The sequence below is a fragment of the Asticcacaulis aquaticus genome, from assembly GCF_028550415.1.
Lineage (GTDB): Bacteria > Pseudomonadota > Alphaproteobacteria > Caulobacterales > Caulobacteraceae > Asticcacaulis > Asticcacaulis aquaticus.
In genome coordinates this window covers 266,057-281,898 of the sequence record NZ_JAQQKX010000003.1, presented here as the reverse complement: position 1 = coordinate 281,898, position 15,842 = coordinate 266,057, and the positions used below count along the sequence as shown (strand labels likewise).

At 61.2% G+C, this 15,842-nt stretch carries 19 protein-coding genes; 5 read left to right on the top strand and 14 right to left on the bottom strand.

All coding sequences use genetic code 11. The features are described from left to right. The first annotated feature begins 169 nt into the window (after positions 1-169). On the top strand, positions 170-874 hold the full coding sequence (locus PQU92_RS06100; protein WP_272747318.1) for a DsbA family oxidoreductase: 705 nt from the start codon (positions 170-172) through the stop codon (positions 872-874). Here the strand turns inward: PQU92_RS06100 and PQU92_RS06095 are convergent. The 5 genes from PQU92_RS06095 to argH form a co-directional block, all read right to left on the bottom strand. Next, positions 871-1,452 (bottom strand): thermonuclease family protein, encoded by a 582-nt coding sequence (locus PQU92_RS06095; protein WP_272747317.1) that lies wholly within the window; start codon positions 1,450-1,452, stop codon positions 871-873. The two genes, PQU92_RS06100 and PQU92_RS06095, sit on opposite strands and share 4 nt — an antisense overlap. Next, positions 1,374-1,907: a DUF4175 family protein gene (locus tag PQU92_RS06090; protein WP_272747316.1), complete on the bottom strand. Its 534-nt coding sequence runs from the start codon at positions 1,905-1,907 to the stop codon at positions 1,374-1,376. Before PQU92_RS06090 ends, PQU92_RS06095 begins: the two co-directional genes overlap by 79 nt. 91 nt (positions 1,908-1,998) lie before the next feature. Further along, entirely contained in the window at positions 1,999-3,318 is a 1,320-nt protein-coding gene (lysA, locus tag PQU92_RS06085; RefSeq protein ID WP_272747315.1) for a diaminopimelate decarboxylase, read from the bottom strand. Between the two features lie 91 nt (positions 3,319-3,409). Continuing rightward, on the bottom strand, positions 3,410-3,703 hold the full coding sequence (locus PQU92_RS06080) for a hypothetical protein (protein WP_272747314.1): 294 nt from the start codon (positions 3,701-3,703) through the stop codon (positions 3,410-3,412). Beyond that, a complete protein-coding gene (gene argH, locus PQU92_RS06075; RefSeq protein ID WP_272747347.1) occupies positions 3,700-5,067 on the bottom strand; it encodes an argininosuccinate lyase in 1,368 nt (455 codons plus the stop codon). The genes PQU92_RS06080 and argH overlap by 4 nt, the downstream gene beginning before the upstream one ends. 37 nt (positions 5,068-5,104) lie before the next feature. On the opposite strand from argH, the gene PQU92_RS06070 reads away from it, so the two are divergent. Together PQU92_RS06070 and PQU92_RS06065 are read left to right on the top strand one after the other, a co-directional pair. After that, entirely contained in the window at positions 5,105-5,785 is a 681-nt protein-coding gene (locus PQU92_RS06070) for a TlpA family protein disulfide reductase (RefSeq protein WP_272747313.1), read from the top strand. After that, complete coding sequence (locus tag PQU92_RS06065; RefSeq protein WP_272747312.1) at positions 5,785-6,369, top strand: CDP-alcohol phosphatidyltransferase family protein; 585 nt, start codon at positions 5,785-5,787, stop codon at positions 6,367-6,369. The genes PQU92_RS06070 and PQU92_RS06065 overlap by 1 nt, the downstream gene beginning before the upstream one ends. 167 nt (positions 6,370-6,536) lie before the next feature. Here the strand turns inward: PQU92_RS06065 and PQU92_RS18850 are convergent, their stop codons facing one another. From PQU92_RS18850 to PQU92_RS06040, 5 genes are all read right to left on the bottom strand, one after another. After that, positions 6,537-7,718 carry a DUF418 domain-containing protein gene (locus PQU92_RS18850; RefSeq protein ID WP_272747311.1) on the bottom strand — a complete coding sequence of 394 codons (1,182 nt, stop codon included), beginning with the start codon at positions 7,716-7,718 and terminating at the stop codon, positions 6,537-6,539. Beyond that, positions 7,715-8,173: a hypothetical protein gene (locus PQU92_RS06055; RefSeq protein WP_272747310.1), complete on the bottom strand. Its 459-nt coding sequence runs from the start codon at positions 8,171-8,173 to the stop codon at positions 7,715-7,717. The genes PQU92_RS18850 and PQU92_RS06055 overlap by 4 nt, the downstream gene beginning before the upstream one ends. A 4-nt stretch (positions 8,174-8,177) precedes the next feature. Next, a complete protein-coding gene (locus PQU92_RS06050; protein ID WP_272747309.1) occupies positions 8,178-9,056 on the bottom strand; it encodes a 3-hydroxybutyryl-CoA dehydrogenase in 879 nt (292 codons plus the stop codon). A gap of 104 nt (positions 9,057-9,160) precedes the next feature. Further along, positions 9,161-10,093 (bottom strand): electron transfer flavoprotein subunit alpha/FixB family protein, encoded by a 933-nt coding sequence (locus PQU92_RS06045; RefSeq protein ID WP_272747308.1) that lies wholly within the window; start codon positions 10,091-10,093, stop codon positions 9,161-9,163. A 1-nt stretch (position 10,094) separates the two neighbouring features. Next, positions 10,095-10,841, bottom strand: coding sequence for an electron transfer flavoprotein subunit beta/FixA family protein (locus tag PQU92_RS06040; protein ID WP_272747307.1), 747 nt, complete (start codon positions 10,839-10,841; stop codon positions 10,095-10,097). A gap of 255 nt (positions 10,842-11,096) precedes the next feature. Here PQU92_RS06040 and PQU92_RS06035 point away from each other — a divergent pair, with 255 nt between their 5' ends. Then, positions 11,097-11,426, top strand: a complete 330-nt coding sequence (locus tag PQU92_RS06035; protein WP_272747306.1) for a hypothetical protein — start codon at positions 11,097-11,099, stop codon at positions 11,424-11,426. Position 11,427: 1 nt separating this feature from the next. Here the strand turns inward: PQU92_RS06035 and PQU92_RS06030 are convergent, their stop codons facing one another. Both PQU92_RS06030 and PQU92_RS06025 read right to left on the bottom strand, forming a co-directional pair. Continuing rightward, positions 11,428-11,994, bottom strand: a complete 567-nt coding sequence (locus PQU92_RS06030; protein WP_272747305.1) for a cob(I)yrinic acid a,c-diamide adenosyltransferase — start codon at positions 11,992-11,994, stop codon at positions 11,428-11,430. Then, complete coding sequence (locus PQU92_RS06025) at positions 11,987-12,193, bottom strand: twin transmembrane helix small protein (protein WP_272747304.1); 207 nt, start codon at positions 12,191-12,193, stop codon at positions 11,987-11,989. Before PQU92_RS06025 ends, PQU92_RS06030 begins: the two co-directional genes overlap by 8 nt. Before the next feature lie 343 nt (positions 12,194-12,536). On the opposite strand from PQU92_RS06025, the gene PQU92_RS06020 reads away from it, so the two are divergent. Next, entirely contained in the window at positions 12,537-13,217 is a 681-nt protein-coding gene (locus tag PQU92_RS06020; protein WP_272747303.1) for a TetR/AcrR family transcriptional regulator, read from the top strand. Between the two features lie 78 nt (positions 13,218-13,295). Here the strand turns inward: PQU92_RS06020 and PQU92_RS06015 are convergent, their stop codons facing one another. Together PQU92_RS06015 and hisC are read right to left on the bottom strand one after the other, a co-directional pair. Beyond that, positions 13,296-14,399 carry a Rieske 2Fe-2S domain-containing protein gene (locus tag PQU92_RS06015; RefSeq protein ID WP_272747302.1) on the bottom strand — a complete coding sequence of 368 codons (1,104 nt, stop codon included), beginning with the start codon at positions 14,397-14,399 and terminating at the stop codon, positions 13,296-13,298. A 290-nt stretch (positions 14,400-14,689) separates the two neighbouring features. Beyond that, positions 14,690-15,808: a histidinol-phosphate transaminase gene (gene hisC / locus PQU92_RS06010; RefSeq protein ID WP_272747301.1), complete on the bottom strand. Its 1,119-nt coding sequence runs from the start codon at positions 15,806-15,808 to the stop codon at positions 14,690-14,692. Positions 15,809-15,842 lie beyond the last annotated feature (34 nt).

The following is a 15,842-nucleotide window of genomic DNA, read 5'->3' as shown; positions in this document are numbered from 1 at the left end:
GCCGTAGGCAGCGAGACGGTGGGGGCTCGCGTAGATTGCCGCGCATAAATCTGCTGGCCCATTGATCCGCTGTCACGACAGCGCAGGCCCCCACCACCGCATCTAGCGCTTCGCGCGTCGTGCGGCCCCCCTCCCCACGATGTGGGGAGGTATGAAGGAAACCGAGAGCATGACCGCCATTACCGTCGACATCTGGTCCGATATCATCTGCCCCTTCTGCTGGATCGGGAAGCGTCAGTTCGAGCGCGCTTTGAACGATTTTGCCGGTAAGGATGCGATCACCGTTAGGCATCGCGCTTTCCGCCTGTCGCCCGACGCCGCCCCTACGCCGGTGAAGGAAATGCTCCAGCGCAAGTACAATATGACGGCAGATCAGGTAGCCCAGAATCAGGCGCGCGTCGTGCAGATGGCAGCGTCTGTCGGGCTGGACTACCACCTCGACGACACGATTTCCGGCGACACGCTCAAATCTCATCGGCTGATTAAATTCGCCGAGGATCGCGGCTTGGCGGCGGAAATGGTCGAACGCCTCTACCGCGCCTATTTCAGCGAAGGCCAGTCACTGTTTGACGACGCCGTGCTGGTCAAACTGGCCGCCGAGACCGGCCTCGACGCGTCGGAGGCCGAAGCCTTCCTCAAAACCGACCGCTACAGCGACGCTGTGGTAGAGGAACAGGATTTCATCACCCAGCGCGGGGCCAATGGCGTGCCGTTCTTCGTCATCAATAACAAATACGCCGTGTCGGGCGCGCAACCGGCGGAGGCCTTCGCGCAGGTGCTCCAGCGGGCGTGGGACGATCTGCCGCCGGAACAGCGCAATGCCGGCCAAATCCGTAAAGATGGGGCCTGCGATGACGGGGTGTGCGCGGTTTAGGTTTTGGAATGCCGGTAGTCTTCCGGTGCCTGAAAACTGTAGGCCCATGCCCCGCATTTAACGGCTTTCGCGGCCTCTTCTTCGCGGACATAGCGGTCGGAATAGCGGCGATAAGCCACCGCCAGACCGGCACGAACTTGCGCGGCGGCGATGTCGGTGTCGCCGACAAAACAACGCGCCAAAGTGCGTCCGTAGCGGTCCTCGCCTTCGGGCTGACAACGGACAGTGTTGCCGTCGATCAGGCGGTGCAGATTGGCGCTGGCCGCCGTACCACAAGCGAACGCCCCGCACCTCTGGTCGTATTCGAAAGCATCTGCGCCTTCCAGCCGGATTTCAATGCCGCTGACCCGCAGGGAGTCGCCGTCGATGGCTTCGGCTTCGCCGGTAATGGCGGCAACGGGTGGAGCAGGATCGGATTTCGGCGGATCGCGATAGACCGCCAGCCATGCGACAGCAGCGATTCCGGCTAATGCCAGTCCGATAAGCGTTAATCGCCTGCTCAGGGGTGAGCGTCCATCGCGACCAGTACCACACCCGGCTTGCCCAAGGGCGCGAAACCGCTGGCAACCTGCGTCCATGGCACAGGGCCCTGCGACAGGTAGCCGAACATGATCAGGACCAGCATCAGATAGCGCAGGGCGAACGGATCGCCCTTGGCCAGACCGGCCTTGGCCTTGCCGATTTTCAGGCTCGGTTGCTTTTTCGCGTGACGCAGGCCGAGCAGATATTCCGGCGTGACCTTATTATCCAAAGCCAGCCGCGTATTGGTCTCGGTAAAGGTCGGGGTCTTGAAGCCGCGCAGGTTCAGCACAGCGGCAGTTATGGCAACAGCACTACCCACCACCAGAACGGCAATATGGACGACGGTCCCCAGCGCCAGAAACAGGCCCCACTGCGAGGCGACGGCGATCGCTGCCGCCAGCAACAGAAACGGCGTCAGGGCGGGCAACAGGCGTTCCCACACCATGACCGTCGCCGTCCAGCCCAGCGCCCGGTTCAGGCGCGAAAAGCGTTTGGTGCGTTGAAGCGTCATCACCGGTTCCCCAAAACCTGACCCGTCCCGTTAACCCTTCGACTTTCGCTCAGGTTAACGTACGAATCAAGAGCGGAATCCTAAGACGGGATTACGCGCTTGCCCGCATATTGCGCGGCCGGAACCAGTCGGGCAGGACTTCCTGATTCATCATGTCCTCATAGGACGGACGCGGGCGCACGACGGCCCATTTGTCGTCACGGACCAGCACTTCTGGGGCGAGCGGCCGCGAATTATATTCGCTGCCCATCACCGCGCCGTAAGCGCCCGCCGACATGAAGGCCATCAGGTCGCCCGCCTTCATCACCGGCAGGTCGCGCCCGCGGGTAAAGGTGTCGCCGGTTTCGCACACCGGACCGACCACGTCGTAGGTACCCTTCTTGGTGTCCTTGGGTTCACATACCGGACGGATGTCGTGATAGGCGTCGTACATGGCAGGCCGGATCAGGTCGTTCATCGCGGCATCGACAACAAGGAACTTCTGACCGGAATCGGCGCGTTCGTGCACATGGATGACGCGCGAGACCAGAATCCCGGCATTGGCGGCGATCAGGCGGCCCGGCTCGAAGGTATAGCGTACCCCCAGATTACCGACGGTCAGCGCGACCATCTGGGCAAAATCGGCAGGCGAAGGCGGTTCCGGCTGGTTGAAATAGGGCACGCCCAGCCCGCCGCCGAGGTCAAGGCGCTCGACGCTCAGGCCATTGGCGCGCAGTTCCTGCACCCAGCCCTTCATCTTCGAGAACGCCGCCTGCATGGGGGTCAGGTCGGAAATCTGGCTACCGATATGGCAGGCAATACCCATCGGCGCGATGTTCGGATCGGACGCCGCCTGACCGTAAAGGGCGATGGCTTCCGCCGCCGAAACCCCGAACTTGTCCTTGGCCCCGCCGGTGGTGATCTTGGAATGGCCGCCGGCCCCGACACCGGGATTGATGCGGATGACGATCGGCGCGACGAGTCCCAGCGAGCCTGCCACATGGCTCAGGCGTTCAAGCTCGGGGCGCGACTCGACATTGATCTGATAGATGCCAGTTTTCAGGGCAAAGGCCATTTCGTCATTGGTCTTGCCGACGCCGGAAAAGACGATCTTTTCCGGTGCGACCCCGGCCATGAGCGCCTTGCGGATTTCGCCCTCAGAGACCGTATCGGCCCCAGCACCCTGTTCGGCCAGGGTTTGCAGCACGGCAAGGTTGGAGTTGGCCTTGGTCGCATAGGCGATCAGCGGGGCTTCGCCTTTGGGGCTTTGCAGGGCTTCCTTGCTCCACAGGGCCTGCGAAAAGACCTGAAAGTGGCGCTCAAGCGTCGCCGACGAATAGAGGTAGAGCGGCGTACCGACGCGTTCGGCCAGTTCCCTGACCGCGACGCCCTCGACGTGCATTTCACCGTTCTTGTATTCGAAATGGTTCATTTAGTCTGCCTTGTGCGGTGAAGGAAAAGGCCCCCACCACCATCGGCTCCGCCGACGGTCCCCCTCCCCACAAGTGGGGAGGTATGATTGGTTACTGACGCTGGGCGTTGCCGGTACCTTCCAGAGGCGCGTCGCCGACCTTCTGGTTTTGCTGATACGGGTCGGCCATCTCGTTCTTGAATTCCTTGCGCGGCAGGGCGCGCTCGGTCGCCTTGCCCTCGGCCTGCGCCTTCTTCTTGGCCGCGACCTCTTCCTGCGCGCGCTTGCCCCACAGCGGCGGCGCGGTTTCCAGATCGCCCTGCTTGGCGCAGGCGGTCAGGGACACGCCAAGCGCGGCGGCCAGTACAACGGCTTTCACAACGGTACGCGAAACAGAGAGGGTCATGCCAGGAGGTCCTTCCAGCGCTGGATTTGTTCACGCACCTTTACCGGAGAGGTGCCCCCGTAGGACAGACGCGAAGCCGCAGAAGCTTCCGGCGTCAAAACACTATACACATCTTCCGTGATGCCCGCTTCCAGATTTTGCAGATCGCTCAGCGAAAGTTGCGCCAAATCCACACCCTGACCTTCGGCCAGCTTCACCGCCGCGCCGGTGACGTGGTGGGCGTCGCGGAACGGCATGTTGAGATTGCGCACCAGCCAGTCGGCCAGGTCCGTCGCCGTCGAGAAACCGCTGGACGCCGCGGCCTTCATGCGCTCCGTATTGGCGGTCAGGTCACCGATCATACCCGTCATGGCGGCCAGCGCCAGATCGAGCGCCTCGAAGGCTTCGAACACCGGCGGCTTGTCTTCCTGCATGTCCTTGGAATAGGCCAGCGGCAGGCCCTTCATGACAGTCGTCAGAGCGATGAACGCGCCATTGATGCGGCCGGTCTTGGCACGGACCAGCTCGGCGGCGTCGGGGTTGCGCTTTTGCGGCATGATCGACGACCCGGTCGAGAACGCGTCCGACAGGCGCACGAAGCCGAACTGCGGCGTCGTCCAGATGACGATTTCTTCGGCTAGGCGCGACAGGTGTCCGGCGCACAGCGAGGCATGGCTCAGGGATTCCAACGCGAAATCGCGGTCCGACACGCCGTCAAGGCTGTTGGCCGTCGGGCGGTCGAAGCCGAGCGCTGCGGCGGTCATGTGACGGTCGATGGGGAACGGCGATCCGGCCAGCGCCGCCGAGCCCAGCGGGTTCTCGTTCATGCGCTTGCGGGCGTCTTCGAAGCGCGAGGCGTCGCGTCCGAACATTTCGACATAGGCCATCAGGTGGTGGCCGAAGGTCACCGGCTGCGCCGGTTGCAAATGGGTGAAGCCCGGCATCAGGGCGTCGGCATATTCATCGGCGCGGGCGACCAGCGCCTTCTGGAGCCCCCGCAATTGCGCGATCGTATAGTCGACACGATCGCGGACCCACAGGCGGAAATCGGTCGCCACCTGATCGTTGCGCGACCGGGCGGTGTGCAGACGACCTGCCGTCGCCCCGATCAGTTCGCGCAGACGCGCCTCGACATTCATGTGGATGTCTTCGAATTCGGTGCGGAACGGGAAGGTGCCGGCTTCGATCTCCTCGACGATTTTCGCCAATCCGGCGTCGATCTCTTGGGCAGCGTCGGCGCTTATGATAGCTTGTTTGGCCAGCATGGCGGCGTGGGCGCGCGACCCGGCGATGTCCTGCGCCCACAGGCGCTTATCGACCTCGATCGAGACGTTGATCGCTTGCATAATCTGGTCGGGTTGGGCAGAGAAACGTCCACCCCACATTTTTTGACCTTCTGAAGGCTTTTGGGAACTATCGGACATGAATGAGCCTTTGGACGAGAACAAGGTCGCGGAAGCTAAATCCGCAAAAGAGGTCAAAACCAAGTCCGTTCGGAAACAGCGATTTAATTTTATCGTGCTCGGCGTACTGGTTCTGGTGATTGCCGCCTCAGTAGCGGGGGTGATGTGGTTCCGTCAAGCCAACACGCCCGAACAGAGGGCGGAAACTGAAACCGCGCAAGGCCCGCTGAAAGGCTACGCGACGGGGTCTTTGGCCACTTTGATCACGCACGAAACACCTCAGCCACTGACCGACATCACCTTTTTCGACCGTGACGGCAAACCGCACACCTTGGCCGAATTCAAGGGCCGCGTTGTCGTGCTGAACCTGTGGGCGACGTGGTGCGCCCCGTGCCGCGTCGAAATGCCGACGCTGGCCGCCCTGCAAAAGAGCTATGATCCCGCGAAGGTCACCGTGCTGACCCTCAGCATCGACGAGGCGAAATCGCTGGCTGAGGCGAAGAACTTCCTTGATGTGCATGAACCGCTGGTCTTCTACAACGACCCGGAAGTGCAGCCCCTGTCGAAGTGGAACGTCATCGGCATGCCGACGACGATCATCTTGGACAAGACCGGTATGGAGGTCGCGCGTCTGGGCGGTGAAGCCAAATGGGATACGCCGGAAGCGCACGCCCTGATCGACGCCGTCGCCGCGAAATAATGATCGCGCGGCAGATACCGTGGTGGCTGATCGGGTTCAGATTGCTGGCCGGACCGGTGATGATCGCGCTGTGTCTTTTGAACGTGCCGCACGCTTCCATCCTCTGTGTCGGGCTTCTGGCAGTGGGCGTGGTTTCCGACATTTTCGACGGAGTCATCGCGCGGAAACTCGACTGCGTGACGCCCGCCTTACGCGTGATGGACAGCCGCGCCGATGTCGTTTTCTGGCTCAGTGTGGCGGTTGCCGTGCACCTGCTGCATCCGGCCCTGATCGGCACGACGTGGGTTATGATCGCGGTTCTGGGGGCGATGGAACTGAGCGTCCACCTGATCAGCTATGTGCGTTTCAAGCGCGAAGCCTCGACGCATCACATCTTGTCGAAATTGTTTACGCTCGGCCTGTGGGCGCTGCTCAGTCAGATGTTTGTGACCGGTCAGGCGGGCGTATTTTTCTGGCTGATTCTGGCGCTGGGCGTCGTATCGCAACTCGAAGCGGCCCTGATCATGCTGACCGTACCGACGTGGGTTTGCGACGTGAAATCGCTTAAACAGGCGCGAAAATTAGCGCATAATGATTCTGTTTAATTGGAAATGTTTGCGGTATTGGTATTTCATATTTCATTTTAAATTCAGAGACATGGGTGGTTAACCAAACCATAACCACCTGAATCACACCTGAAACATGGAATTCGTCGCCGACACTTCCCAAATAACGAGAATATCAGGAGAATAATTCTCCTATTTGGAGAATTTCAACGGATCGGCACGAAACGCGCTTCGCTCAGACACCGCCAGACCCACTCGAACGGCCCATAATGGAAGGCCCGCAGCCACAGGTGGCTGACCACGATCTGCCCGATCCAGATACCGGCCACGATCGGAATAATCTGCGCGTGGCCCATCGTGCCATAGAGGCCAAACCCCCGACCGCCGTAGAAGATCGCCGTCATGATCAGCGACTGGCTGAGGTAGTTGGTAAAGGCCATTCGCCCCACCGGTTCCAGCGTTTGGGTGATCAGATTGGCCACAGGAATGCGACCGATCAGCATCAGGGCGCTGGCGTAACCGAGGCTGGTGAAGAGACTCAGGAACTCCGCCGCGGCGCGGTGGCTGCCGTAGATTTCCGGCTCCGGGAAGCCTTCGCGCAGGATGATCAGATTCTGCCAGCCCATGACGATCAGTGCTGCGCCACCGAGTAAAATCATCACCAGATGGAGGGCGATTTTGCTTTTGGAATCAAAATAACCCGCCCTGAACAGGCCCAGTCCCAGCATCATCAGACCGAGGATCTTCGGCCCGAAGGCCACGATCTGCGAGACGATCTGCGTCGCCCACATGACGAAATTGCCATATAGCGACGACGCGAAATCACCCTTCATCAGTACCATTTCCTGCGCGAAGGTGAAGCCGTCGCTGCCGCTGATCAGCTCGGCGATCTGGTCGCGCGGTACGAATATCAGCACCCAGCCGGAGCCGACAATCATCAGTGACCCGACGATATAGAGCAGACTGCCGAAGGTCAGCAGCTTATCCGTGCGCACCATATAGGCAAAGACCAGACCGCATATCGCGTACATTAAAAGGATGTCGCCCAGCCAGATCAAAGCCCCGTGCGCCACACCGAACACGGCCAGCCACATAAGCCGGCGGAACAGGATGGTTTTACCGGTCGGGGTTTGCGGTTGATCCTTCCGCTTAACCAGAAATACGCTGATCCCGAACAGCAGGGCGAACAGTGTAATGCACTTCGACTCGAAAAAGGTATGGATGACCCACCAGGCGTCCTTGTCCGCCGCGCTCATGCCCAGCGGAGAGCGCATGGGGTTGGAATAGACCTCCAGCGGCCAGGCAAAGGCTATGGCATTGACGATGAGGATACCCAGCAGGGCGAAGCCGCGGATATAGTCCAGCGCAGCGTAGCGCGGCGCCGTCACGCCGTCTCCACAGGGTCGGGGGCTTCGCGCTGCGGGGCGAGCAGCACCTGCTGAAACAGGGCCGCCGACGGCAGAGACAGGAACATCTGCCCCAGAATCATCAGCAGGGCATAGAAGCTGAAGGTCGTCAGATTGGTCAGGTCGAAGCCGACATTCTGCGCCACCATCCAGTTGGTGAAGGCGACGATCGAGCCGAGCAGGCAGACGAAAAAGGCACACCCTAAGACGTGCAGCAGGGCCTTGAGGCGCGACTTTGGGGCCTGAATCATCCACAAGGCCGAAACACAAACCATCCAGAACAGGGCCAGCATGACCTGACGCTGAGTCTCGTGCAGGGCCTCAGGCACCGGCAGGACCGTGGCGCGCGCCACGAACCACGCGACCGCGTGTACCACGCTGGCGGCGGCCAGCGCGATCACGACCCACAGATAGGAAGGTTGCCGGACGGTAAGCAAGATATTATCGGGTCGGCACCGGCTTTTCGCCGCGATAGTCGTAGAAGCCGCGCCCGGTCTTGCGGCCCAGCCAGCCCGCCTCGACATATTTCACCAGCAGCGGACACGGACGGTATTTGGAGTCCGACAGGCCGTCATAGAGGACGTTCATAATGGCCAGAACCGTGTCGAGACCGATAAAGTCGCCCAGTTCCAGCGGCCCCATCGGGTGATTGGCCCCCAGCTTCATGGCGGTGTCGATGGCCTCGATCGTGCCGACGCCTTCATACAGCGTATAGATCGCTTCGTTGATCATCGGGATCAGGACGCGATTGACGATGAAGGCCGGATAGTCCTGCGCGTTGGCGGTGATCTTGCCGAGGCTTTCGGCAAAACCCAGCGCGGCTTCGTAGGTTTCGGTTTCCGTGGCGATGCCGCGAATGATCTCGACCAGCTTCATGATCGGTACGGGATTCATGAAGTGCAGGCCGATGAAGCGGCCCGGGCGGTCCGACGCCGCCGCCAGTCGCGTGATCGAGATCGACGACGTGTTGGACGCCAGAATGGCCTCGGGTTTGAGGTGTTCGCACACCGCCGCGAAGATGGCCTTCTTGACCTCTTCGTTTTCGGTCGCCGCCTCGATGACCAGATCGCAGTCGGCCAGATCGGCGACCAGGGCGGCGGGTTTAAGCAGGGTCGCGGCGCGCGCCCCGGCCTCGGCGGTGATCAGTTCTTTTTCGACCGACTTGAGGAAGCCCTTGTTGATCTTCTCGACGGCCTTGACCACGGCGGGGGCCGACTGATCGTACAGGAAGACCTCATAGCCCGACTGCGCGCAGACCTGCGCAATGCCGGAACCCATTTGTCCGGCGCCGATAATACCGACGCTCTTGATCTCAGTCATGATGAACCCATCCGGTGCTTTGTGTCACCAAGCTTTAACCGCCCGCACGGGGTAATCAAGGGCCAGACAAAGAAAAACCCGGAGACAAGCTCCGGGTCCGGTCTTTAACCGAGCGCTTTGGTCAGCGCCGGGATGGCCGTCTTGTAGTCTTCGACAAGGCCGTAATCGGCGATCTGGAAGATCGGGGCTTCGGGGTCCTTGTTGATCGCCACGATGACCTTGGAGTCTTTCATCCCGGCCAGGTGCTGAATCGCCCCCGAAATCCCGATGGCGATGTACAGGTTCGGGGCCACGACCTTGCCGGTCTGACCCACCTGATAATCGTTCGGCGCATAGCCCGCATCGACCGCCGCGCGCGACGCACCGACCGCCGCGCCCAGCTTGTCGGCCAGAGGCTCCAGCACGCCCTTGAACTCGTCCGCCGAACCCAGCGCCCGGCCGCCCGACACGATGACCTTGGCCGAGCCCAGTTCCGGACGGTCCGACACGACCTTCTCGTCCGATACGAAGCGCGTCTTCAGCGTCACCGCAGGCACCGCCACGCCTTCGACCGAAGCCGAACCGCCGCTGGCCGCCACCGCCTTGAACGCCGTCGGGCGCACGGTGATGACTCTTTTGGCGTCGGACGTCTTCACCGTTTCCAGCGCGTTACCGGCATAGATCGGGTGAACGAAGGTCGAGGCATCGACGACCTCGACCACATCCGAGATAATCGCCACGTCGAGCACAGCCGCCACGCGCGGCGCAAAGTTCTTGCCCGAGGCGGTGGCCGGAACCGCGACGACGTCGTAACCACCGGCGACCGAAACGATCAGGGCCGAAATGGCCTCGGCAATATCGGCTTTCAGCTCGGCGCTTTCCGCCGTCAGGACCTTGCGCACGCCTTCAGCGGCAGCGGCCTGAGCGGCGACGGCGGACGCCTCGCCATAGACCAGCACGTCGATATCGCTCGAAAGCTTCTGCGCCGCGGCGATGGTTTTCAGCGTCGTGTCGCGCAGGTGCGCGCCGTCGTGATCGGCAATAACCAGAACAGCCATATTACAGCACTCCTGCGGACTTGAGATTAGCAACCAGCTCATCGGCCGAGGCGACCTTGATCCCGGCGGAACGCTTCGGCGGCTCGGTGACCTTGACAACGCTCAGACGCGCGGCGGTATCGACGCCGCAATCGGCCAGAGCCTTGGTATCGAGCGGCTTTTTCTTGGCCTTCATGATATTGGGCAAAGACGCATAGCGCGGCTCGTTCAGGCGCAGATCGGTGGTGATCACCGCTGGCAGCGTGACGCCCAGCGTTTGCAGGCCGCCGTCGACTTCGCGCGTGACCAGCGCTTCACCACCAGAGATTTCGACTTTTGACGCGAAGGTCGCCTGCGGCCAGTCGAGCAAAGCCGACAGCATCTGGCCTGTGGCGTTGTTATCGCCGTCGATGGCTTGCTTGCCCATCAGAATGACGTCGGGGGTTTCCTCACCGGCGACGGCCTTGAGCACCTTGGCGACGGCCAGCGGTTCCAGATCGTCTTCGGTCTGAACGAGAATGCCGCGATCGGCGCCCATGGCGAGCGCCGTGCGCAGGATGGCTTCGCATTGCGCCACGCCGATGGAGACGGCGACGATCTCGGTCACCACGCCCTTTTCCTTGAGGCGCACGGCCTCTTCAACGGCAATTTCATCGAACGGGTTCATGGCCATCTTGACATTGGCCAGATCGACGCCCGACTGATCGGTCTTGACGCGGACCTTGACGTTGTAATCCAACACCCGCTTGACGGGCACCAAAACCTTCATTGTGTGCTTCCCTTGTCCGAGAAATGGCCCAAACGGACCGCAATTATTGGCGATTTAGTGAAGCTGCCTGACGTTAAAGTCAATCGGTGCCGTGGCGGAAACAGCCGGATTTCAGTGACATTTCCGCGATTTTACCCCGTTTGCGGCCCCTTGCCGCAAGGGCCGTTTCAGTCGAAATCACCTGGTCGCCACGGAAAGCGCTTCCCTCTTTTCCTCCGGCGATTTAGAAGAGGCGCAGTTTTTGAGGTAGGTTTTATGCGCAACCACGACCGTACGCTCTTTCGCGTCAAGCTCGGCTTTCTCGCTGTGTTCATTCTGATCAGCGCGGGCATCCTGATCTATGGCGTCTTTTATGAGATGCCGCGTCGCAAGTGCGAGGCCGCGGGCGGCTGGTGGACCGACAAATACCGGTCGTGCGAAACTCCGATCTACCTGCCCCTGCTGACCGGTCGCAAGGCCGGGGAACCGCGCAAGATCATCTGGCCCGACGCGCAAAAGGCCGGTCAGGCCTCGAACGGTGCGCCCAGGCCTGAAGAAAAGCCAGCCAGCGCGTCGGCATCGTCGTCCGTGGCGGCTTCGCAGTAGATCAAGCCTTCGACGGCACCCACAGTACGTCGGCGCGGCCCTGATCGTTGGCGTGGCGCGCCAGTACGAACAGCAGGTCGGACAAGCGGTTCAGATACCTGACCACCTCGGCGCTCACCGGTGCCGCGTCCTGCATCAGCACGATTGCGTCACGCTCGGCCCGCCGTGCGATCGTCCGCGCCAGATGCAGGTGCGCGCTGAGGGCGCTGCCGGCGGGCAGGATAAACGAGGTCAGCGGCGACAGGTCGGCATTGTACAAATCGATGGCCGCTTCAAGCGCTTCGACCTGCGTCGCTTTCAGCCGCAGCGGCGTCCACGACTTCGGCTGACCGTCGTCGGGCACAGCGATATCGGCCCCCAGATCGAACAGATCGTTCTGCACCTGAGCCAGCAGCGCATCCATTTCGCCTGCGGCATAAAGCCGCGCCACGCCGATGGCCGCAATTACTTCATCGACGCTGCCCATGGCGGCAAAGCGCGCATCGGTCTTCGGGCGGCGTGAACCGTCCGCCAGTCCCGTCGTCCCGTCATCGCCGGTCCGGGTATAGATTTTATTGAGCTTAACCACTGTGGTTGGCCGACCACCAGGCGAACAGGCATAGGATCACAATCGCAATCGCCTGCATCAGGACGCGCAGCTGCATCAGCTTGTTCGACCAGCGCTCGCCGAATTTGCCGCCCTTGAACAGGCTGTAGATGCCGACGCACAGCACGGCAAAGACCGCAAAAAGCGCCACCAGCGACAAGGAAAACAGAAAACCGTGCATCGATAAACTCGGGTTTTGAGCGAATTCGGACGTCAATCCGGACCTCATACGCTTTTTTGGACGCAGCGTCTATTTTTCGCCCCCTTTATTGCATATTTATGTCGTTCAGCGACGGAATGAACGCTCGTTCACGTGAAAAGCATAGAATTTGCTACCCCTGAACAGGGGGAATGGCTGTTTCGGGCGATTATTACGCAATTGTAACCTAAACCGGGTTGCCGCCACCGAGCCCTTAGGCTTTAAGTCACGCAACCCATTGAATTACCTGCGCCCCTCCCCATTTAAAGGCGCAGGGGGCGTCATCGGGCTGACCCGCATCATCCCCTTAGCTTATCGTGTGTAAATGACCATGTATCAGGCGTATGAACTGAAAGAGAAACTCGTGCAGGAAGAAGCCAGCTTGCCGTTAGGGGCCAGGGCCCGATCGAAGGAACTCAACCGCCTCAAGATCCTCGCCTCGGCCAAGGCCCTGTTCCGCGATCGCGGATTCGAAGCCGCCACCCTGCGCGATATCGCGAAGGAAGCTGGTTTGTCGACCGGCGCCGTCTTCGCCAACTTCGCCGACAAGAACGAAATCTTCGTCAAGGTCGTCGAGGAAGAAACCGCCCGCGTCATGACCGCCATGATCGACGCGCACGACACCTCGCGTCCGCTGGATGACCGCCTGCACCATCAGGTGATGACGGCCTACGCCGCCGCCGAGGAAAACGTGAAACTGATCCTGTCGGCCTTCGTCATGAACTGGAGCGGCAACGCGACCGGTGAAGCGACCCAGCCGGCTCAGGCCGAAATCGCCCGCCTGACCGATCTGGTCCGTCAGGTGGTGCTGGAAACCCTGCGCCACGCCCAGGCGGAAAAGGAACTGCCGGTCGCGGCCGACGTCGCCCACGGGGCCGAAATTCTGGAAGATCTGATCTTCTCGAACATCCGCCGCGCCTATCGCGAGGGCCAGACCTTCGCCTCGACGACGGCTCGTCTGCGTTTTCAGGTGTCGCTGATCGTGTCGGGCCTCAAGGCCGCGTAAACTACTGTTCGAAATAACCAACAAAAAAGCCGCCGAGGGGACTTCGGCGGCTTTTTTGTTGTCTTTTTTAGAGGTGCTCTAACTGGTCCACTTCAGCGTCGCCGGCTTGACCGGATTGACGAAGTCGCGCTGTTCGGCGCGGTGGGCGAACCATTCTTTCTTGAGTTGCTGATACCACTTGGCCTGGGTATCGGCGTCGTCGATCCACAGCAGCGACGGGTCGTATTTCAGCCCCTCGTTTTGCAGATTGACCATGTCGCCGTCCTGCTTGAGGAAGGCCTTGACCCCCAGCCGGAACAGCGGCGCGATGGCGCGGAACAGGCTGTGGTCGGACCAGAAGATCTGCGTGATGCGGGTTTTCGTCGGCGTGATCGGCGTCAGGCAGGTCAGGGCCAGCACCTGACGCTCGCCGATCTGGATATGCTCGTAGCGGATGCCCGGCAGACGGAAGGTGATTTCGGTCGCCGGTGCGCCACCGAGGATGCGATAGGCGCGGGAGTTTTTCGACGGCGCGTGGCGGATCATGGCAAAGCCGTGCTCACGCGGCTCGAACGCCTTGACCTTCGATAACTGTTTCTTGGCCGAGCGCCACCACCATTGTTGGTGAACGTAAGGGCCGTGCGCCGGGTCCATCAGGCCGACGATGGCGTGGTCGATATGGCTGTCGAAATCCATGGTCTCGACGATAATCGGGTTACCGCCGACGACACCGGGCAGCACCGGCGGTTCGTGATCAGGCTCGGTCGGGCGGCGCGGATCAGCGGTAATATAGACCCAGACCATGCCCTGCTGCTCGCGCACGGCGTAGGACCGCACCCTGATGCGCTCGACATCCATCGGCTGATCGGCAGTCAGTGACGGCACCGCCGTACAGCCGCCATTCGTCCCAAAGGTCCAGCCGTGATAGGGGCACTGTACGATGGGTTTTCCGGTAACCGGATCGGGGATCATCTGCCCGGCAGACAGCGGCGCGGCGCGGTGCGGACAGATGTCGCGCATGGCATAGACATCGCCGTTCGTATCGCGACCCAGAAGCACCGGCTCACCGAGGATTTCATAGCGCTGAAGCTTGCCGGGTTTCAGGTCGCCGGACAGGGCCGCGAACCACCAGGCGTCCTTCAGGAAGCCCTGACCGAAGACAAGACGTTCTTTTGCGGGGGCGGGCGCGGTTTGATCGGGCATAGGGGACTTTTGCGGGTCAGAAGGTCAAACCGTGTATATATCAGACGCCGCAAAACCCTCAAAAGCGTTTTGTTGTCGCAGGGAATTTGGCAGGCCTTAACCTATACCTCCCCGCTGGCGGGGTATAGCGCAGCGAAAGTATAGCTTTCGCCAGCGATGACGGGCGGGGTGGCTTGCGGAACGTCAACAGGCACGAAGTATCCGGTAAAACACCCCACCACCACATCTCACCACTCCGTGGTTCGTGCGGTCCCCCTCCCCGCACAAGTGCAGGGAGGTATTAGAAGGAATTAACCCGCAAACTCACTCAGCGCGGCGAGGAAACCTTCGTTCTCATGGTCCTTGCCGATGGTCACGCGCAAAGCCTGCGGCAGACCATAGTTAGCCACATGACGGATGATGAAGCCCTTCTGCATCAGGTGCTCGTTGGCGCGGGCGGCCTGTGCCTCATCCTTGAAGTAGATCAGGACGAAGTTGCCGAGGCTCTGATCGATGCGGTAACCCAAGGCCCGCACCGCCTGATAAAAGCGCGGACGCCACTCGACGACCTGATCCTTCGAGGCATCGATGTGCGCCTGATCCGACAGGGCCGCCACCGCCGCATATTGCGCCGGCAGGTTGACGTTGAACGGCATGCGGATGCGTTCCATCGCCTCGATCACGCGCACCGGGCAATAGCCGAAGCCGACCCGCAGACCGGCCAGACCGTGGATCTTCGAGAAGGTGCGCGTGACAATCATATTGTCGTGGCTGCGCGCTAAGCCAAAGGCGCTTTCATAGCTCGGCACGTCGGCGAATTCGGCATAGGCTTCGTCGATGACCAGCAGGATCGCCGGGTCTAAGCGACGACGCAGATCGGCGATCTCGTCCGGCGTGTTCCATGTCCCCGTCGGATTGGCAGGATTCGACAGATAGACGATCTTGGTCTTCGCATCGACGAGGTCCAGCAAACGGTCGATCTCGACGCGCTGTTCGGGTTCGGCGGCCAGACGCACCTCGGCCTGACAGGCTTCGGCGCTGATACGATAGGCGAGGAAGCCGTGTTCACCGGTGACGATATTGTCGCCAACCTCCAGCCAGGTCTGGTTCAGCAGGCCGAACACCTCGTCGGAGCCGTTACCGAACACCAGACGTTCGGCCTCAAGCCCGTGATAGGCGGCGACCGCTGCGCGCAGCGGGCCGGCGTGACCGTCGGGATAACGGAATAGCTTGGCCGAGGCCTCGGTGAACGCCGCCGCGGCCTTGGGCGAACACCCGAAGGCGTTTTCGTTCGACGACAGCTTGACCGGTTCGGCCACGCCGTCGATCTTCGACTTGCCGCCGACATAGGCGGCGATGCCCCAGATGCCCTGTTTCGGTTCGGGTTGTTTGGAAGGCGGCGCGAAGCTGTCCATGATCGGTTCCGGCATAATTACAAAGTACCCCGGCGATATAGAGGATTTT